This window comes from Streptomyces sp. NPDC006335, from assembly GCF_040612795.1.
Taxonomy (GTDB): Bacteria; Actinomycetota; Actinomycetes; order Streptomycetales; family Streptomycetaceae; genus Streptomyces.
The window spans coordinates 753,063-769,378 of the sequence record NZ_JBEXQX010000001.1; the positions used below are offsets into that span (position 1 = coordinate 753,063).

The window sequence follows — 16,316 nt, forward strand, 5'->3', positions numbered from 1 at the left end:
GCTCACCGGTCCGCCTTCGCCTTGTAGCCCCGGCCCCACTGAAGCCCCCACCCGTACAGGCGGTCCAGCTCCCCCTGGAACCCGTACACGAACTGCACCTCGCGCCGTACGACGAGCTCACCCTTGACGTTCTCGATCATCACCACGGCGCACGAGCGGGCCTGCGGGTGCCGCTCGTCGAGGCCTATCTCGATCCGCGGCCCGTTGCTCGGATACAGCGTGACGATCGCGTGCGTACGGTCGAACGCCGGTGTCTGGTCGTAGATGTACACGAAGACCAGCAGCCGCTTGATCTGGTCCCGGTGGTCGAGGTTGACGTACATCGTCTCGCCGGACGCCGAGCCGAACCGGTCGTCCCCGCTGAGCTTCACGTACGGCGGGGCGTTGACGTCCCCCAGCAGCCCGCCGAGGGGCTGTACGACCCCCTTCGTGCCGTCGGCCAGCTCGTACAGGCACCCGAGGTCGAGGTCGACGTTGACCATGCTCTGGCTGTGCCCGAGGACCTCCGGGGGCTTGAGCGCCTTGAAGGGGTGGCGCAGCAGCGACTCCCGCTGCGAGCCCCCGATGTCGGAGGTCCGCATCCGCCAGGTCAGGTTGATGCGGAGGTTCCCGGTCGCCGCGCCCTGTTTGGTGAGCGAGACCCGGTTGTGCCGCTTGGTCAGTTCTATCGCGTTGCTGGCCGCGCTGCCCGAGTCGAAGTCGACCTCGCGGCCGCCCCGGAGTCCGTCCAAGAAGCCCATTCCCGCCCCCATGTTCACTTTGGAGAAAACCGGCGGGGCGGCCGGAGGCCGGCCGCCCCGCTCAGAGCGTTCCTCACCAGGGAGGGTGTCACACCCCGGACGAGACCTCAGTCTTGTCGTCCGAGCCCGCGGCTTTTCCCTCCGCGGCCGCGAGCGCCTTGTTGCGGCGCACGGAGGACCAGAAGGACCAGCCGATCAGAAGGACACCGACCATGCCGGTGATGAGCTCGTGGATCTCGTACTGGATGGTGACCATGAGGATCACGGCCAGGGCGCCGATCGCGTAGTGCGCGCCGTGCTCCAGGTAGACGTAGTCGTCGAGGGTGCCCTGGCGGACCAGGTACACGGTCAGCGACCGGACGTACATCGCGCCGATACCGAGGCCCAGCGCCATCAGGACGATGTCGTTGGTGATGGCGAACGCGCCGATCACACCGTCGAAGGAGAAGGAGGCGTCGAGGACCTCCAGGTAGAGGAACATGAAGAACGCGGCCTGGCCCGCCAGTTTGACGGCCGACTTGGGCTTGCCCTCGCGCTCGGCCCTCTCCTCCTCGTCGTGCTCGCGTTCCTCCTCCTCTTCGAGCTTGTCCTCGAAGTAGCCGGAGAGACCGCCCACGATCATGTAGGTGATCAGGCCCGCGATACCGGAGATCAGGACGGTCTGCGCCTTGTCGACATGCGCGCCGCCGTGCTGGTGGGCGTGGGTGGCGAAGGTGAACGCGGTGACCAGCAGGACGATCAGGGCGATGCAGACCGACAGCATGTCGACCTTGCCGAGCTTGGCCAGCGGCCGCTCCAGCCAGGCCAGCCACTTGATGTCCCGGTCCTCGAAGATGAAGTCCAGGAAGATCATCAGCAGGAACATGCCACCGAAGGCGGCGATCGCCGGGTGCGCGTCGGTGACCAGCTCCTGGTAGTGGTCCTTGTTGTTGAGCGCGAGGTCGACCGCCTCGATGGGCCCCATCTTGGCGCTGATCGCGACGATCACCACGGGGAAGACCAGCCGCATGCCGAAGACGGCGATCAGGACACCGATCGTGAGGAAGATCTTCTGCCAGAAGGCATTCATCTTCTTCAGGATTCCGGCGTTGACCACCGCGTTGTCGAACGACAGGGAGATCTCGAGGATGGAGAGGATCGCCACGACCCCGAAGCCCTCCCACCCCCCGTAGAGGACCGCAGCGACCAGGCCGAGCGCGGTGACCGCGAACGACCAGCCGAAGGTTTTGAGAACCACTGGCTACCCAATCCGTACGTGTACGGGGGACCCCCGTGCCGCACTCGGCTTTACGAAACTTTGAAGCGAAGTGTAGTCGGGCACCCTCGAAGCCCTACCCTGCCCCGGCTTTTGCTCATATCGCGTTATGAGACGTTGACCCCGAAGTCGAGTGCGATGCCCCTGAGGCCCGACGCGTACCCCTGTCCGACCGCCCTGAACTTCCACTCGCCCTGGTAGCGGTAGAGCTCGCCGAAGATCATCGCGGTCTCGGTGGAGGCGTCCTCGGAGAGGTCGTAGCGGGCCAGTTCCTGGCCGTCGGCCTGGTTGACCACGCGGATGAAGGCGTTGCTGACCTGGCCGAAGGTCTGGCCGCGGTTGTCGGCGTCATGGATCGACACCGGGAAGACGATCTTGTCGCAGCCGCCGGGCACCTTGGAGAGGTCGACCAGGATCGACTCGTCGTCGCCCTCGCCCTCACCGGTGAGGTTGTCGCCGGTGTGCTCCACCGAGCCGTCCGGGCTCTTGAGCTGGTTGTAGAAGACGAAGTATTCGTCACCCAGGACCCGCCCGTTGCTGCACATCAGGGCGCTGGCGTCGAGGTCGAAGTCGGCTCCGGTGGTGGAGCGCGCGTCCCAGCCGAGTCCGACCATCACCTGGGTGAGGTTGGGGGCGGCCTTGGACAGGGAGACGTTCCCTCCCTTGGCGAGCGTGACGCCCATGTGCTGTTCCCTCCCCGAGAGTGTGCTTCTGTGCTGTTCTTGCACGTCCGGCGCCGCACGCAAACGGTGCGGCGCCGGACGAAGAGCCGTTCGGGTCGGTCCGAGGGCCTGCCCGGCGGGACAGGTCCTAGACGTTGACGCCGAAGTCCTGGGCGATACCGCGCAGGCCCGAGGCGTAGCCCTGGCCGATGGCGCGGAACTTCCACTCCGCGCCGTTGCGGTAGAGCTCGCCGAAGACCATGGCGGTCTCGGTGGACGCGTCCTCGGAGAGGTCGTAGCGGGCGATCTCGGCGCCGCCGGCCTGGTTCACGACGCGGATGAACGCGTTGCGCACCTGGCCGAAGGACTGCTGGCGGTTCTCGGCGTCGTAGATCGAGACCGGGAAGACGATCTTGTCGACGTCGGCCGGGACGTTGGCCAGGTCGACCTTGATCTGCTCGTCGTCGCCCTCGCCCTCACCGGTGAGGTTGTCGCCGGTGTGCTCGACCGAGCCGTCCGCGCTCTTGAGGTTGTTGAAGAAGACGAAGTTCGCGTCACTGGCGACCTTGCCGGCCGCGTTCAGCAGCAGCGCGCTGGCGTCCAGGTCGAAGTCGGTGCCGGTCGTGGTGCGGACGTCCCACCCCAGACCGACGATGACCGCGGTCAGGCCGGGGGCCTCCTTGGTCAGCGATACGTTGCCGCCCTTGCTGAGGCTGACTCCCACGAGTCCTCCATAGGTTCGCTGTTTCGATGCTGCCGGATCAACGATTCGATCCTAGTGACGGGTTCCCGCAGCACGCAGTCCCTGGAGGCGAACAATCACAGGGTGTCGAGCGCCTTCACGTACTCGTTGAGGTCGCGGGCGTCCGGCAGGGCGTTGACGACGGTCCAGCGGACCACACCCTCCTTGTCGATGACGAAGGTGCCGCGCACCGCGCAGCCCTTGTCCTCGGCGAAGACGCCGTAGGCGCGGGAGACCTCGCCGTGCGGCCAGAAGTCGCTGAGCAGTGGGTACTCCAGGCCCTCCTGCTCGGCGAAGACGCGCAGGGTGTGGATGGAGTCGTTGGAGACGGCGAGCAGCTGGGTGTCGCGGTCCACGAAGGCGGGGAGGTTGTCACGCAGCTCGCACAGCTCACCCGTGCACACGCCGGTGAAGGCGAAGGGGTAGAAGAGCAGCACGACGTTCTTGCCGCCACGGAAGTCGGACAGCCTCACGGTCCGGCCGTGGTTGTCCTTGAGCTCGAAGTCGGGGGCCTTTTCGCCGACCTGGATCGCCATCGCGCGGATGTCCCTTCGGGAGCTGTTCGAGTGACGCGTCCACCCTACGCAGCGATCTCCGCGGAAAAGCGGACGGGCCGGTCGCGCCGGCCCGTCCGGTCCTACAGGGCTACTTCTTGGACTTGGCCGCCTTGGGCGTCACCAGCCGGCTGCCACTCCAGTCCTTGCCCACACTGACGCTCTTGGAGGCGGACAGGCCTGCCGTCGTCGCGGCTTCGGAGATGTCACTCGGCTCCACGTAGCCGTCCCGGCCGGTCTTCGGCGTCAGCAACAGGATCGAGCCGCCCTCCTCGATGTACGTGGTGGCGTCCACCAGCACATCGGTCAGGTCACCGTCCTCGTCCCGGAACCAGAGCACCACGGCATCGGCGACGTCGTCGTAGTCCTCGTCCACAAGGTCGCTGCCGATGACTTGCTCGATGGCCTCGCGGAGTTCCTGGTCTACGTCGTCGTCGTAGCCGATCTCCTGGACCACCTGTTCGGGCTGGAACCCCAGCCTCACGGCAGGGCTCGTCTCCGCGTGGTCCGCGGTCGCGCTCACGGGTTGCCTCCTGATCATGTCTTGATGATTGTCTCAGCCACGCGCGTGCGCGAAGCATTGGCCGTAGTCCACACGGGCGGGGCGGATCGCGCAAGTACCCGGCGTTTCAGACCGCCGAAACGGTGACGTTCCGGAACGTGTCACCCCAACTCCAGGCACATCATCGCGCTCACGTCGTGACGCATGCCACACCCTTCTGCCCTCTTTGCGTGTTTGGGAACCATACCCGGGTGCGGGACCACGGGTTACCCCGGAGTAGAGATGACGTTTGGCCCCCCGAGGTACACGATGGGGAGCGGTGCAGACATACAGAAATACGGCCCTCTGACAGGTAAGGAACAGCGTGGCTTCCGGATCCGATCGCAACCCGATCATCATTGGCGGCCTTCCGAGTCAGGTTCCTGACTTCGATCCCGAGGAAACCCAGGAGTGGCTCGACTCGCTCGACGCCGCCGTGGACGAGCGCGGCCGGCAGCGGGCCCGCTATCTCATGCTGCGGCTCATCGAGCGGGCCCGCGAGAAGCGCGTGGCCGTGCCCGAGATGCGCAGCACGGACTACGTGAACACCATCCCGACCGGGGCTGAGCCGTTCTTCCCGGGCAACGAGGAGATCGAGCGCAAGATCCTGAACGCCACCCGGTGGAACGCGGCCGTGATGGTCTCGCGCGCCCAGCGTCCCGGGATCGGCGTCGGCGGCCACATCGCCACCTTCGCCTCCTCCGCGTCCCTCTACGACGTCGGCTTCAACCACTTCTTCCGCGGCAAGGACGAGGGCGACGGCGGCGACCAGGTCTTCTTCCAGGGCCACGCCTCCCCGGGCATCTACGCGCGCGCGTTCCTGCTCGACCGCCTCAGCGAGGACAACCTCGACGCGTTCCGCCAGGAGAAGTCGAAGGCGCCGCACGGACTGTCCTCGTACCCCCACCCGCGCCTCATGCCGGACTTCTGGGAATTCCCGACCGTGTCGATGGGCCTCGGCCCGATCGGCGCGATCTACCAGGCCCGGATGAACCGCTACATGCACGCGCGCGGGATCGCGGACACCAGCAAGTCGCATGTGTGGGCGTTCCTCGGCGACGGCGAGATGGACGAGCCCGAGTCGCTCGGCCAGCTGACCATCGCCGCGCGCGAGGGCCTGGACAACCTGACCTTCGTCGTCAACTGCAACCTCCAGCGCCTCGACGGGCCGGTGCGGGGCAACGGCAAGGTCATCCAGGAGCTGGAGTCGGTGTTCCGGGGCGCCGGCTGGAACGTCATCAAGCTGATCTGGGACCGCACCTGGGACCCGCTGCTCGCGCAGGACCGCGACGGCATCCTCGTCAACCGGATGAACACCACTCCGGACGGACAGTTCCAGACCTACGCCACCGAGTCCGGCGCGTACATCCGCGACCACTTCTTCGGCGACGACCAGCGGCTGCGCGCCATGGTCGAGGGCATGACCGACGACCAGATCCTGCACCTGGGCCGTGGCGGTCACGACCACAGGAAGATCTACGCGGCCTTCAAGGCGGCCGTGGAGCACACCGGCCAGCCGACGGTCATCCTCGCCAAGACCGTCAAGGGCTGGACGCTGGGCCCCAACTTCGAGGGCCGCAACGCCACGCACCAGATGAAGAAGCTGACGGTCGACGACCTCAAGGGCTTCCGCGACCGGCTGCACCTGCCGATCTCCGACAAGGAGCTGGAGTCGGGCGCGCCGCCCTACTACCACCCGGGTCGGGACTCGGAGGAGATCCAGTACATGCACGACCGCCGGCTGGGTCTCGGCGGGTACGTCCCGACCCGTGTCGTGCGCGCCAAGCCGCTCGCCCTGCCGGACGACAAGACGTACGTGACCGTGAAGAAGGGTTCGGGCCAGCAGTCGATCGCCACCACCATGGCTTTCGTGCGACTGCTCAAGGACCTCATGCGGGACAAGGAACTCGGGCGTCGCTTCGTACTGATCGCGCCGGACGAGTACCGCACCTTCGGCATGGACTCGTTCTTCCCGAGTGCGAAGATCTACAACCCGCTCGGCCAGCAGTACGAGTCGGTCGACCGGGAGCTGCTGCTCGCGTACAAGGAGTCGCCGACCGGTCAGATGCTGCACGACGGCATCTCGGAGGCGGGCTGCACGGCGTCGCTGATCGCCGCGGGTTCGGCGTACGCCACGCACGGCGAGCCGCTGATCCCGGTCTACGTCTTCTACTCGATGTTCGGTTTCCAGCGCACCGGCGACCAGTTCTGGCAGATGTCGGACCAACTCGCGCGCGGTTTCGTCCTCGGCGCGACCGCGGGCCGTACGACCCTGACCGGTGAGGGGCTCCAGCACGCGGACGGCCACTCGCAGTTGCTCGCCTCGACCAACCCGGGCTGTGTGGCGTACGACCCGGCGTTCGGGTTCGAGATCGCGCACATCGTGCAGGACGGTCTGCGCCGGATGTACGGGCCGGACAGTGAGGACGTCTTCTACTACCTCACCGTCTACAACGAGCCCATCCAGCACCCGGCCGAGCCCGAGAACGTCGACGTGGACGGCATCCTCAAGGGCGTCCACCGCTTCTCCGAGGGCACCTCGGGGTCGATCCCGGCGCAGATCATGGCGTCCGGTGTGGCCGTGCCATGGGCGGTCGAGGCGCAGAAGATCCTCGCCGAGGAGTGGAACGTCAAGGCGGACGTCTGGTCGGCGACCTCCTGGAACGAACTGCGGCGCGAGGCCGTGGCCTGCGAGGAGTACAACCTGCTGCACCCGGAGGAGGAGCAGCGGGTGCCGTACGTGACGCGGAAGCTGACCGGCGCGCAGGGTCCGTTCGTGGCCGTGTCCGACTGGATGCGGGCGGTTCCCGACCAGATCGCGCGGTGGGTGCCGGGCACGTACCAGTCGCTGGGCGCCGACGGGTTCGGCTTCGCGGACACCCGGGGGGCGGCGCGGCGGTTCTTCCACATCGACGCGCAGTCGATCGTGGTGGGCGTGCTGACGGAGCTGGCGCGGGAGGGCAAGGTGGACCGTTCGGTGCTGAAGCAGGCCATCGACCGGTACCAGTTGCTGGATGTTGCCGCCGCTGATCCTGGTGCGGCCGGCGGAGACGCGTAGTCCCCCGCACCCCTGAAGGGTGGTGAGGCCTGACGGCCCACCACCCTTCACCTTTTCTTTACGATGCGGGCATGAAAGAACTGTCGGCGCAGGTCCGTTGGGAGCAGCACACCCAGCGGCCCCTTCTGGCGCTCGCGGTGCTGTTCGCCGTCGCCTATGCCGTGCCGATCGTGGACACCTCGGCGGGGCATTCCCTGACGGCGGCGTGCACGGTGGTCGAGTGGGTGGTGTGGGCGGTGTTCGCCGTCGACTACCTCATGCGCCTGTCGCTCTCGCAGGACCGCCGCGGGTTCGTACGGCAGCACTGGATGGACCTGTGCGCCGTCGTGCTGCCCCTCATACAGCCCCTGCGACTGCTGCGGCTCGTCTCCACGCTGCTGCTGGTGGGACGGCGGGCGCGGATGGCCTCGCAGATCAGGGTGACGACGTACGTCGGCGGGGCGGTCGTCGGGCTGCTGATGTTCGGCTCGCTGGCCGTGCTCTCGGTGGAGCGGGACTCCCCGAACGGGAACATCCGGACGCTGGGTGACGCGGTGTGGTGGTCCTTCACCACCATGACGACCGTGGGCTACGGCGACCACGCCCCGACCACCGGCCTGGGCCGCATGATCGCGGTCGGGCTGATGCTGTCCGGCATCGCCCTGCTCGGTGTGGTGACCGCGAACATCGCCGCCTGGTTCATCGAGCGCTTCGAGAAGGACGATGTGGAGGAACGCCAGCAGACAGAGGCGATCCAGGCCCTGACGGAGGAGGTACGGGCCCTGCGGGCGGAGGTGGCGGCCCTACGGAGGACGTCCGTCGGGGGCTGAGGTGCTCCCGGCCGGGTCCGAGCCCGCCGACGGATGACCGGAACCCCGGCCGCCCAAGACATGAGCGGCCCCTGGGGCAGAACAACCCGCCGCCCAGATGTCCGTCGGGGCTGACGGCGGAGGCTCCACCGGGCACGAGCGCGACTCAGACGATCCCCGCCGGGGGCCGAGCCCGCCGACGGATGACCGGAGCCCCGGCCGGCCGCGACATGAGCGGACCGCCGGGGTAGGACAACCCGCTCCTCGGCGTGGCCACAGCGCCCCACACACCCACGCAGCACATCCAGGGCCCGCCCTGCGGAAGACGTCCGTCGGGGCTGACGGCGGGGACTGCGGCGGGCACGAAACCGGCTCAGGGGCCGAGCCCGACGATGGATGACCGGATCCCGGCCCACCCAGAACTTGAGCGGACCCAAGCAGAACAACCCCCTGCCAGGCGCGGCCACAGCAGTCCACACACCCACGGAGGACATCCAGGGGGCGGCCCTGCGCAAGACATCCGTCGGCGCAGACGCCGGAGACTCCGCCTGGCACGAGACCGGCTCAGGGGGGCCGAGCACGACGATGGATGACCGGATCCCCGGCAGAGCAGCCCGCTGCCTGAGGTGGCCACGGCGATCCCCGCGCCCACGGAGGACATCCCCGGGGCCGGCCCCCGGCGGAAGGCATCCGTCAGGGCTGACGGCGGAGGCTCTGCCGGGCACGAGGGCGGCTCAGGCGGTCCCCGCCGGCAGACGACCGGACGGCGGCCCACCCAGGACATGAGCGGGCCCCCGGTCGTCCCACCGGGGGCCCTTCCCTCACGCGCCCCGGGTCAGTACAACCCGCTGCCCGGGGTGGCCGCTCCGACGAGCCAGATGATCGCCAGGAGCGTGTCGATGGCGCCCAGTACGAAGGCGACCAGAGCGGGCCAGGCACGGTTGCCGCCCGACCAGGTGCGGCCCATGGCGAGCCAACCGCAGACGATCGCGACGGGGCCCAGGATGATGCCCAGTACGAAGAAGCCCGCGATCGCGCAGATGACTCCGATGATTCCGAGCGTCGCGCGGTCCGGCCCGGTCCGTGACCACGTCCGGCCATGTGATCGGGGGTATTTGCGCGTTCCGTGTCCGAAGCCCGCCATCATCAACTCCCTGACACCCTTGGTTGGTTGGGTTCGTCTCGGGTTCAACGATGCGAGTACCCCGGTCCCCGGGGTTAATCCTCCGGCCTTGCGGCGCGCCGCCCCCCTCCGGCAGCGCGCCGCAGCGCCGTCCGCCCTCCGCGGCGTACGAGCTTGCCGTGCGGAGGGCTTGACTAACTGTGACCTGCGGCGCGTACCGGGTGCGAGAAATCTTTAGCCTCTTCACCCTGATAGGGGAAGAACGCTGAAGTCCCGTCAGATGTGGCCCACGCCCGCGCCCGCCTCCGCGTTCTCACCGCGCTTGGTGAGCAGGGCGACGAGCACGGCGAACGCGGCGACGCCCGCGGCGACCAGCGACGCGAGGCTCATCCCGGAGATGAAGGTGTCGTGGGCGACGTCGGTGATCTTCGTGACGATCTCCGGCGGGGTGCCCTTCGCGACCGGCGCGACGCCGACCTGCACCGCCTCCGACGCCTGGTCGAGCTGGGCCGGCGTCAGCGCCGGCAGACCCGCGTCCTTCCAGTTGCCCGGGAGGTCGCCGTCCACCTTCGAGGCCATCACGGCGCCGAGGACGGCCGTACCGAGGCTGCCGCCGATCTGCATCGCGGCCTGCTGGAGACCGCCCGCCACACCGGAGAGCTCCATGGGCGCGTTGCCCACGATGACCTCGGTGGCGCCGACCATGACCGGAGCGAGGCCGAGGCCGAGCAGGGCGAACCAGAGGGACATCAGCGCGCTGCCGGTGTCCGTCTCGAGCGTGGACATGCCGTACATGGCGATCGCGGTGGCCGCCATGCCGCCGGCCAGCGGGATCCGCGGGCCGAGCTTGGTGATCAGCGCGCCCGCGAGCGGGGAGCCGACGATCATCATGCCGGTGAGCGGGAGCAGGTGCAGGCCGGCGTCGATCGGGCTCATGCCGTGCACGTTCTGGAGGTAGAAGGTCACGAAGAACAGGCCGCCCATGAACGCGATCGCCATGAGCACCATGAGGACCACACCCGCCGACAGCGCCACCGAGCGGAACAGCCCGAGCGGGATCAGCGGCTCCTTGACCTTCGTCTCCCAGACGGCGAACAGCGCGAAGCCCACCACGGACGCGACGATGAAGGTCCACGTCAGTCCATCGCCCCAGCCCCAGGTCGGCGCCTTGATGAGCGCCCACACCAGGCAGAACATGGCGGCGGACAGCAGGGCTATGCCCAGGAGGTCGAAGGAGCGCGGGGCGTTCTCGGCGCGGTGGTCGAGGAGGATCAGCACGCCGAGGACGAGGGCGAGGACACCCACCGGCACGTTGATGAAGAACACCGACTGCCAGTTGACGTGCTCGACGAGGACACCGCCGAGGATCGGGCCGCCGGCGGTGGAGGCGCCGATGACCATGCCCCAGATGCCGATGGCCATGTTGAGCTTCTCGGCCGGGAAGGTGGCCCGCAGCAGACCGAGCGCGGCCGGCATCAGCAGGGCGCCGAACAGACCCTGCAGGACCCGGAAGGCGACGACCGCGGCGATGCTGCTGGACAGTCCGATGGCACCCGAGGCGGCGGCGAACCCGACGACACCGATCAGGAAGGTCTGGCGGTGGCCGAAGCGGTCACCGAGCTTGCCCGCGGTGATCAGGGCGACGGCCAGCGCGAGGAAGTAGCCGTTGGTGATCCACTGGACGTCCGCGAAGCTCGCCTTGAGGTCGGCCTGGATGGCCGGGTTGGCGATGGCCACGATGGTGCCGTCGAGGGCCACCATCATGACGCCGACGGCCACGGTCAGGAGGGTGAGCCAGGGGTGGCCGCGCAGTCCCGAGGCAGGTGGCTGATCCGACGGGGACCGTGATGCCCTGTCCCCCGGTCCCGTCGTGTCGATGGTGGTCTGACTAGTCATGTGTTCGAGGCTAGTGACAGTCACTGACAATTGACAAACCGATTCACAAGTCGGTAACTGACACCAATGGAAACTCTGCGCGAACGCAAGAAACAGCGCACCCGAGAGGCACTGCTGAGGGTCGCGATCGAGCTCTTCACCACCCGGGGCTACGAGCAGACGACCGTCGACGACATCGCCGACGCCGTCGGGGTCTCGCAGCGCACCTTCTTCCGCTACTTCGCCGGCAAGGAGGACGCGGCCCTCGCGCTCGACGAGATGACGGTGGCGCACTTCGTCGACGCCGTACGCGCGCGTCCGGCGCACGAACCCCCGCTGGAGGCGCTGCGCCAGGCCGTCCTTCAGGGGTGGGACACCCTGCACGAGGTGGTCGAGTCGGTCGTGTCGGTGGAGCGGTTCCTGCGCATGTACCGGGTGATCGAGTCGACGCCCGTGCTGCTCGCCGCGCATCTGCGGCGCTCCATGGAGTCCGAGGAGGTCCTCGCGCGCGTGCTCGCCGAACGCGAGGGGCTCGATCCGGAGACCGACCCGCGGCCGCGGCTGACGGTGGCCGCCTTCGGCGCGGTGATGCGGGTGACGGAGCGCCAGTGGCTGGCGGAGGGGAACTTCAGCCTGGCGGCCATGCGGGAGCTGACCGTCTCTCACCTCGAACTGCTGGGGCCGGCCCTGGCGGGCAAATGGCCCCCCTACACCAAACTGTGATCCCCGTCACTGGATTAACCCGAGACCGTCCCGTTCTCCTAGTGTGTCCTTTCAGTGACTTCCTTCGACACCTCCCCGCAACTCAACGTCTGGCGCGCACTGCTCGCGCTGGCCGTGGTGTTCGTGATGCTGGCGACCACCGGCTGGACCGCCCTGCGCAACCAGCGGGAGGCCACCCCGCTCCAGGCCTCGCTCGAGTCCTGGTCGCACGGCCGCCTCCACGGACACCGGCTGCCGGACCCGGACACCGCTCCCGCCCAGCTCACCCGGTTCTTCGCCGCTCTCACCTCCCAGGAGCGGGTCCGTCTCGCCCAGCGCTACCCGCTCGCGGTCGGCAACATGAACGGCGCCCCCGTCGGGCTGCGCTACCAGGCCAACCGCCTCGCGCTCCTCCAGGCCCGTGCCGTGGAGCGCACGCGCATGCACGACCCGCGGCTCACGCCGGCCGGTCAGCAGGAGGCGGGCCGCCGTATGCACCGCTTCGAGTCGCTGACCGCCCCAGAGCGCCACATCCTCGCCTTCGACCCCGACGGCTCCGGCCGGGTCGCCGAGGTCTTCGGCGATCTCGGCACGGCGGAGCGGATCTCGGTCGTCGTGCCCGGCGTCGACACCGACGTGCTCACCTTCCAGCGCACCAACCGCAGCTACTCCGCGCCGGTCGGCATGGCCCAGTCCCTCTACCGGGCCGAGCGCGAGGCGGGCCCGTCCACGCGTACGGCGGTGATCGCCTGGGCCGACTACACCGCACCCGCCGGCCTCGGCATCGACTCGGCCACCGCGATGCGCGCCGAGACCGGCGCCGTCCGGCTGAACGCGCTGGTGCGCGCGCTGCCCGGCGCCTCCCCCGTCTCCCTGTTCTGCCACAGCTACGGCTCCGTGGTGTGCGGGGTGGCCGCCCACGCGCTGCCCGACCGGGTGGCCGACATCGCGGTGGCCGGCAGCCCCGGGATGCGGGTCACCGACGCCTCCCACCTGCGCACCACCGCGCACGTGTGGGCGATGCGGGACGCCGACGACTGGATCCAGGACGTGCCGTACCTGGAGGTGGGCGGGCTCGGCCACGGTGCCGACCCGGTGTCCTCCGCGTTCGGCGCGCGCGTGCTGTCCGCGCGGGGTGCGGACGGTCACGCCGGTTACTTCGAGCCCGGAACGGAGAGCCTGCTCAACTTCGCCGAGATCGGCATTGGCGCGTACCGCTCGGTGCACTGCGCCCACGAGGACGAAGCCTGCCGCGCCGGTTTGTCCGGCACGGCCACGGCCGGACGCGCGTAGAGACCGCAGGAACAGCGGTCTGCGCGAGGAGGGGACGAAGGAGCTCGTGCCGCATACGATGACCCGCATGGGTGACGTACTGGCCGGATTTCATGCCGCCTGGGAGTTCGAGTCCGACTCCGTGCTCATCCGCTACGAACGGGGGATTCGCACACCGAAGCTCTTCCAGGCACTGGGAGAACGACGGATCCCCCTGGAGGCGATCTCCGGGGTGACGCTGACTCCCGGCAAGCGGGGCACGGTGGTGTTGCACGCCGAGCCGCGACCGGGGGCGGACCCGCTCATGGAGGCGGCGGCGGGGCAGCTCAAGGAGGGGTGCGATCCGTACCGGCTGGTGCTGCCGGCCGACAAGGAGACGCTCGCCGAGTACTACGCGGACGAGCTGCGCGCGCTGCTGAAAGAGGACGACGAGCAGGCGGAACGTTTCCTGGTCGCGGCGCCCGAGGTGCCGTTGCAGTTCAAGGCGTACGACGGGAAGGCGTCCTTCGACGGCCGTACCGTGAACTTCCGCTGGTTCTGGACGGGAGCGTCCTCGGCGAAGTGGAAGGCCGGCGACCAGAGCTTTCCGGTGTCCGAGCTGACGGGTGTCGAGTGGCGGTCACCGGAGGTCTTCGAGGGGCATCTGCGTCTGCTGCGCGGGGAGCCGGGGCCGGTGCAGGCGGACCAGGATCCGGCGGCGGTGGTGTTCGGGCTCGGCTACGGACCCGTCCACGAGTCGTTGCCGTTCGCGGCGGCGGTCCTCGCTGCCGTACGGCAACGGGGGCCGGCGGCAGCGGTCCCGGCGGCGAACGTGCCGCGCCGGGACCCTGCGGATATCGCCGAACGGATTCGCCATCTGGGAGAGCTGCATCAGGCCGGGCTGGTCACCGATGAGGAGTTCTCCGTGAAGAAGGCGGAGTTGCTGGCGGAGCTGTGACCTACTCCCGGCCCGCCGACGAGAACCGCATGTCCGCGTAACGGTCGCCCGCCACCTGGCCGGCTATCGGCTCAAGGAGATCCAGTTCCTCCTTCGTGAGCTCGATCCGTGTCGCCGCCGCGTTCTCTTCCACCCTGGTCGGCTTGCGGGTGCCCGGGATCGGGACGACCGGGAGGTCGTGGACCGTCGTCTGCTGCTGGACCCAGGCCAGGGCGATCTGGCCCGTGGACGCGCTGTGGGCCGAGGCGACCTGGCGGATCGGCTCCAGCAGGGCCGCGTTCGCCGTGGCGTTGTCGCCGGTGAAGCGGGGCTGCTGGCGGCGGAAGTCGTCGGCGGTGAGGTCCTTGTCGGCGTTGGTGAAGGACCCGGTGAGGAAGCCGCGGCCGAGCGGGGAGTACGGGACGAGGGTGACGCCCAGTTCGCGGGCGGCCGGCACCACCTGGGCCTCGATGTCCCGGCTGAACAGGGACCACTCCGACTGGACGGCGGCGATGGGGTGGACGGCCTGCGCCGCGCGCAGCTCCCCCGCGGTGACCTCGCTCAGGCCGAGGTGCTTGACCTTGCCCTCGCGCACCAGCTCGGCCATGACGGCGACGGTCTCCTCGATCGGCACGTTCACATCGCGCCGGTGCATGTAGTAGAGGTCGATCTCGTCGACGTCCAGGCGCTTGAGGCTCGCCTCGACCGCCTCGCGGATGTACGGCGGGTCGTTGCGGATGATCCGCCGGGTCGGGTCGTCCGGGGGGATCGCCAGGGCGAACTTGGTGGCGATCACGACCTCGTCGCGGTGGGCCTTGAAGAACGGGGACAGGAACTTCTCGTTCTCCCCGTTGCCGTAGGCGTCCGCCGTGTCGTAGAGCGTGACGCCGAGTTCCAGGGCCCGCTCCAGGGTGGCCCGGGACTCCTTCGCGTCCACGGGGCCGTACGCGAAGCTCATGCCCATGCAGCCGAGTCCCTGGACACCGACCTCGGGGCCGCTCCCGCCCAGTCGTGCGGTGGGGATCCTGCTGTCGGTCATCCTGCCTTCTCCTTGTCCCAGTCGGCGCGGTCGGCCTCGGCGTAGAAACTGATCTTGTGGTCGAGCACGGCGAGGGTGTCCTGGAGCTCCGCGATCCGGGCCAGCACGTCCCGGCGGGTCGCCTCCAGCAGCTTGAAACGGTCGCCGAAGGTCTGCTCGCCCTCCCGCACCAGCTCCGCGTACCGGACCATGTCGGCGACCGGCATGCCGGTGAGCCGGAGCTTGCCGACGAAGGCGAGCCAGTCGAGGTCGCGGTTGCTGTAGCGGCGCTGGCCGGTGTGCGAGCGGTCGATGTGCGGCATCAGGCCGATGCGCTCGTACCAGCGCAGGGTGTGCGCGGTCAGGCCGGTGAAGGCGACGACCTCGCTGATCGTGTAGCTGTCCTGGCCGTTGGGGCGCCGGTGCGGGTGCGGCGGGGCGGCACAGCTGTCGGTCCTGGTACTCGTGGTCTCCATCACCGTCATGACCTCAACGCTATGGCCTTGGAGTGCACTCCAAGCAAGCGGAACCGGTAAGAAATCCACAGGACGACACACGGATCCTATGACTAGCGTGCGGGGCATGAGTCTCGTACGCCGGGCCGCCCCGGAGGACGCCGAGGAAGTACTGCGGCTGCGTCAGGTCATGATCGACGCCCTGCCCGGCGGGGACGCCTCCACGGCGTGGCACACGGAGGCGCTGCCGTCGCTGCGGAGGAAGTTGGGCGAGGCCGACGGAGACTTCGCGGCCTTCGTCGTCGACCACCCGGACCGGCCGGGGGCGCTGGCCGCGCTGGTGGTCGGGACGGTCGACTACCGGATCGGGAAGGCGGCCAACCCGCGGGGGCTGGCCGGGTACGTGTTCAGCGTCGCCACCGACCCGGACGCACGCCGGCGCGGGTACGCGCGCGCGTGCATGGACGAACTGCTGGCGTGGTTCCGCGAGCGGGGCGCGGGGCAGGTCATGCTGACCGCGTCCCCGGAGGCAGAGCCGCTCTACGCCTCCCTCGGCTTCGCCCCCAAGCCGGACCCCACGATGATGCTGACCCTGTGAGCCGCTTACGCTCGACG

Annotated in this window: 16 protein-coding genes; 6 read left to right on the forward strand and 10 right to left on the reverse strand. The window is 68.9% G+C overall.

Annotation, left to right across the window (positions count from 1 at the left end):
* Positions 1 to 2: 2 nt before the first annotated feature.
* The 6 genes from ABZ098_RS03430 to ABZ098_RS03455 all read right to left on the reverse strand — a co-directional run bounded on the left by ABZ098_RS03430 (position 3) and on the right by ABZ098_RS03455 (position 4,476).
* A complete protein-coding gene (locus ABZ098_RS03430) occupies positions 3 to 740 on the reverse strand; it encodes a Tellurium resistance (protein WP_280851750.1) in 738 nt (245 codons plus the stop codon).
* 88 nt (positions 741 to 828) lie between these two features.
* Entirely contained in the window at positions 829 to 1,977 is a 1,149-nt protein-coding gene (locus ABZ098_RS03435) for a DUF475 domain-containing protein (protein ID WP_356586746.1), read from the reverse strand.
* 125 nt (positions 1,978 to 2,102) lie between these two features.
* Positions 2,103 to 2,678, reverse strand: a complete 576-nt coding sequence (locus tag ABZ098_RS03440) for a TerD family protein (RefSeq protein WP_356586748.1) — start codon at positions 2,676 to 2,678, stop codon at positions 2,103 to 2,105.
* A gap of 127 nt (positions 2,679 to 2,805) precedes the next feature.
* A complete protein-coding gene (locus tag ABZ098_RS03445; RefSeq protein WP_053850726.1) occupies positions 2,806 to 3,381 on the reverse strand; it encodes a TerD family protein in 576 nt (191 codons plus the stop codon).
* 95 nt (positions 3,382 to 3,476) lie between these two features.
* Complete coding sequence (locus ABZ098_RS03450; protein ID WP_356586750.1) at positions 3,477 to 3,935, reverse strand: peroxiredoxin; 459 nt, start codon at positions 3,933 to 3,935, stop codon at positions 3,477 to 3,479.
* 109 nt (positions 3,936 to 4,044) lie between these two features.
* Positions 4,045 to 4,476 (reverse strand): DUF3052 domain-containing protein, encoded by a 432-nt coding sequence (locus ABZ098_RS03455; RefSeq protein WP_020116104.1) that lies wholly within the window; start codon positions 4,474 to 4,476, stop codon positions 4,045 to 4,047.
* A gap of 343 nt (positions 4,477 to 4,819) precedes the next feature.
* Here ABZ098_RS03455 and aceE point away from each other — a divergent pair, with 343 nt between their 5' ends.
* Both aceE and ABZ098_RS03465 read left to right on the forward strand, forming a co-directional pair.
* Complete coding sequence (gene aceE / locus ABZ098_RS03460) at positions 4,820 to 7,552, forward strand: pyruvate dehydrogenase (acetyl-transferring), homodimeric type (protein WP_356586752.1); 2,733 nt, start codon at positions 4,820 to 4,822, stop codon at positions 7,550 to 7,552.
* 71 nt (positions 7,553 to 7,623) lie between these two features.
* A complete protein-coding gene (locus ABZ098_RS03465) occupies positions 7,624 to 8,361 on the forward strand; it encodes an ion channel (protein WP_356586753.1) in 738 nt (245 codons plus the stop codon).
* An 814-nt stretch (positions 8,362 to 9,175) separates the two neighbouring features.
* Here the strand turns inward: ABZ098_RS03465 and ABZ098_RS03470 are convergent.
* Both ABZ098_RS03470 and ABZ098_RS03475 read right to left on the reverse strand, forming a co-directional pair.
* A complete protein-coding gene (locus ABZ098_RS03470; RefSeq protein ID WP_356586755.1) occupies positions 9,176 to 9,487 on the reverse strand; it encodes a small hydrophobic protein in 312 nt (103 codons plus the stop codon).
* 252 nt (positions 9,488 to 9,739) lie between these two features.
* On the reverse strand, positions 9,740 to 11,359 hold the full coding sequence (locus ABZ098_RS03475) for an MFS transporter (protein WP_356586756.1): 1,620 nt from the start codon (positions 11,357 to 11,359) through the stop codon (positions 9,740 to 9,742).
* 66 nt (positions 11,360 to 11,425) lie between these two features.
* Between ABZ098_RS03475 and ABZ098_RS03480 the strand changes: the two genes are divergently transcribed.
* Genes ABZ098_RS03480 through ABZ098_RS03490 form a run of 3 tightly spaced genes read left to right on the forward strand, consistent with a single transcriptional unit; the run spans position 11,426 to position 14,249 of the window.
* Positions 11,426 to 12,061, forward strand: coding sequence for a TetR family transcriptional regulator (locus ABZ098_RS03480; RefSeq protein ID WP_356586758.1), 636 nt, complete (start codon positions 11,426 to 11,428; stop codon positions 12,059 to 12,061).
* A 54-nt stretch (positions 12,062 to 12,115) separates the two neighbouring features.
* Positions 12,116 to 13,333, forward strand: a complete 1,218-nt coding sequence (locus ABZ098_RS03485; protein WP_356586760.1) for an alpha/beta hydrolase — start codon at positions 12,116 to 12,118, stop codon at positions 13,331 to 13,333.
* Positions 13,334 to 13,391: 58 nt separating this feature from the next.
* Positions 13,392 to 14,249 carry a DUF4429 domain-containing protein gene (locus ABZ098_RS03490; RefSeq protein ID WP_356587615.1) on the forward strand — a complete coding sequence of 286 codons (858 nt, stop codon included), beginning with the start codon at positions 13,392 to 13,394 and terminating at the stop codon, positions 14,247 to 14,249.
* 1 nt (position 14,250) lies between these two features.
* Here ABZ098_RS03490 and ABZ098_RS03495 read toward each other — a convergent pair whose 3' ends face one another.
* On the reverse strand, positions 14,251 to 15,267 hold the full coding sequence (locus ABZ098_RS03495; RefSeq protein WP_356586762.1) for an aldo/keto reductase: 1,017 nt from the start codon (positions 15,265 to 15,267) through the stop codon (positions 14,251 to 14,253).
* Positions 15,264 to 15,731 carry a MerR family transcriptional regulator gene (locus ABZ098_RS03500; protein WP_356586764.1) on the reverse strand — a complete coding sequence of 156 codons (468 nt, stop codon included), beginning with the start codon at positions 15,729 to 15,731 and terminating at the stop codon, positions 15,264 to 15,266. The genes ABZ098_RS03495 and ABZ098_RS03500 overlap by 4 nt, the downstream gene beginning before the upstream one ends.
* 97 nt (positions 15,732 to 15,828) lie before the next feature.
* Here ABZ098_RS03500 and ABZ098_RS03505 point away from each other — a divergent pair, with 97 nt between their 5' ends.
* Positions 15,829 to 16,299: an N-acetyltransferase gene (locus ABZ098_RS03505; protein WP_356586766.1), complete on the forward strand. Its 471-nt coding sequence runs from the start codon at positions 15,829 to 15,831 to the stop codon at positions 16,297 to 16,299.
* The last annotated feature ends 17 nt before the right edge of the window (positions 16,300 to 16,316 follow it).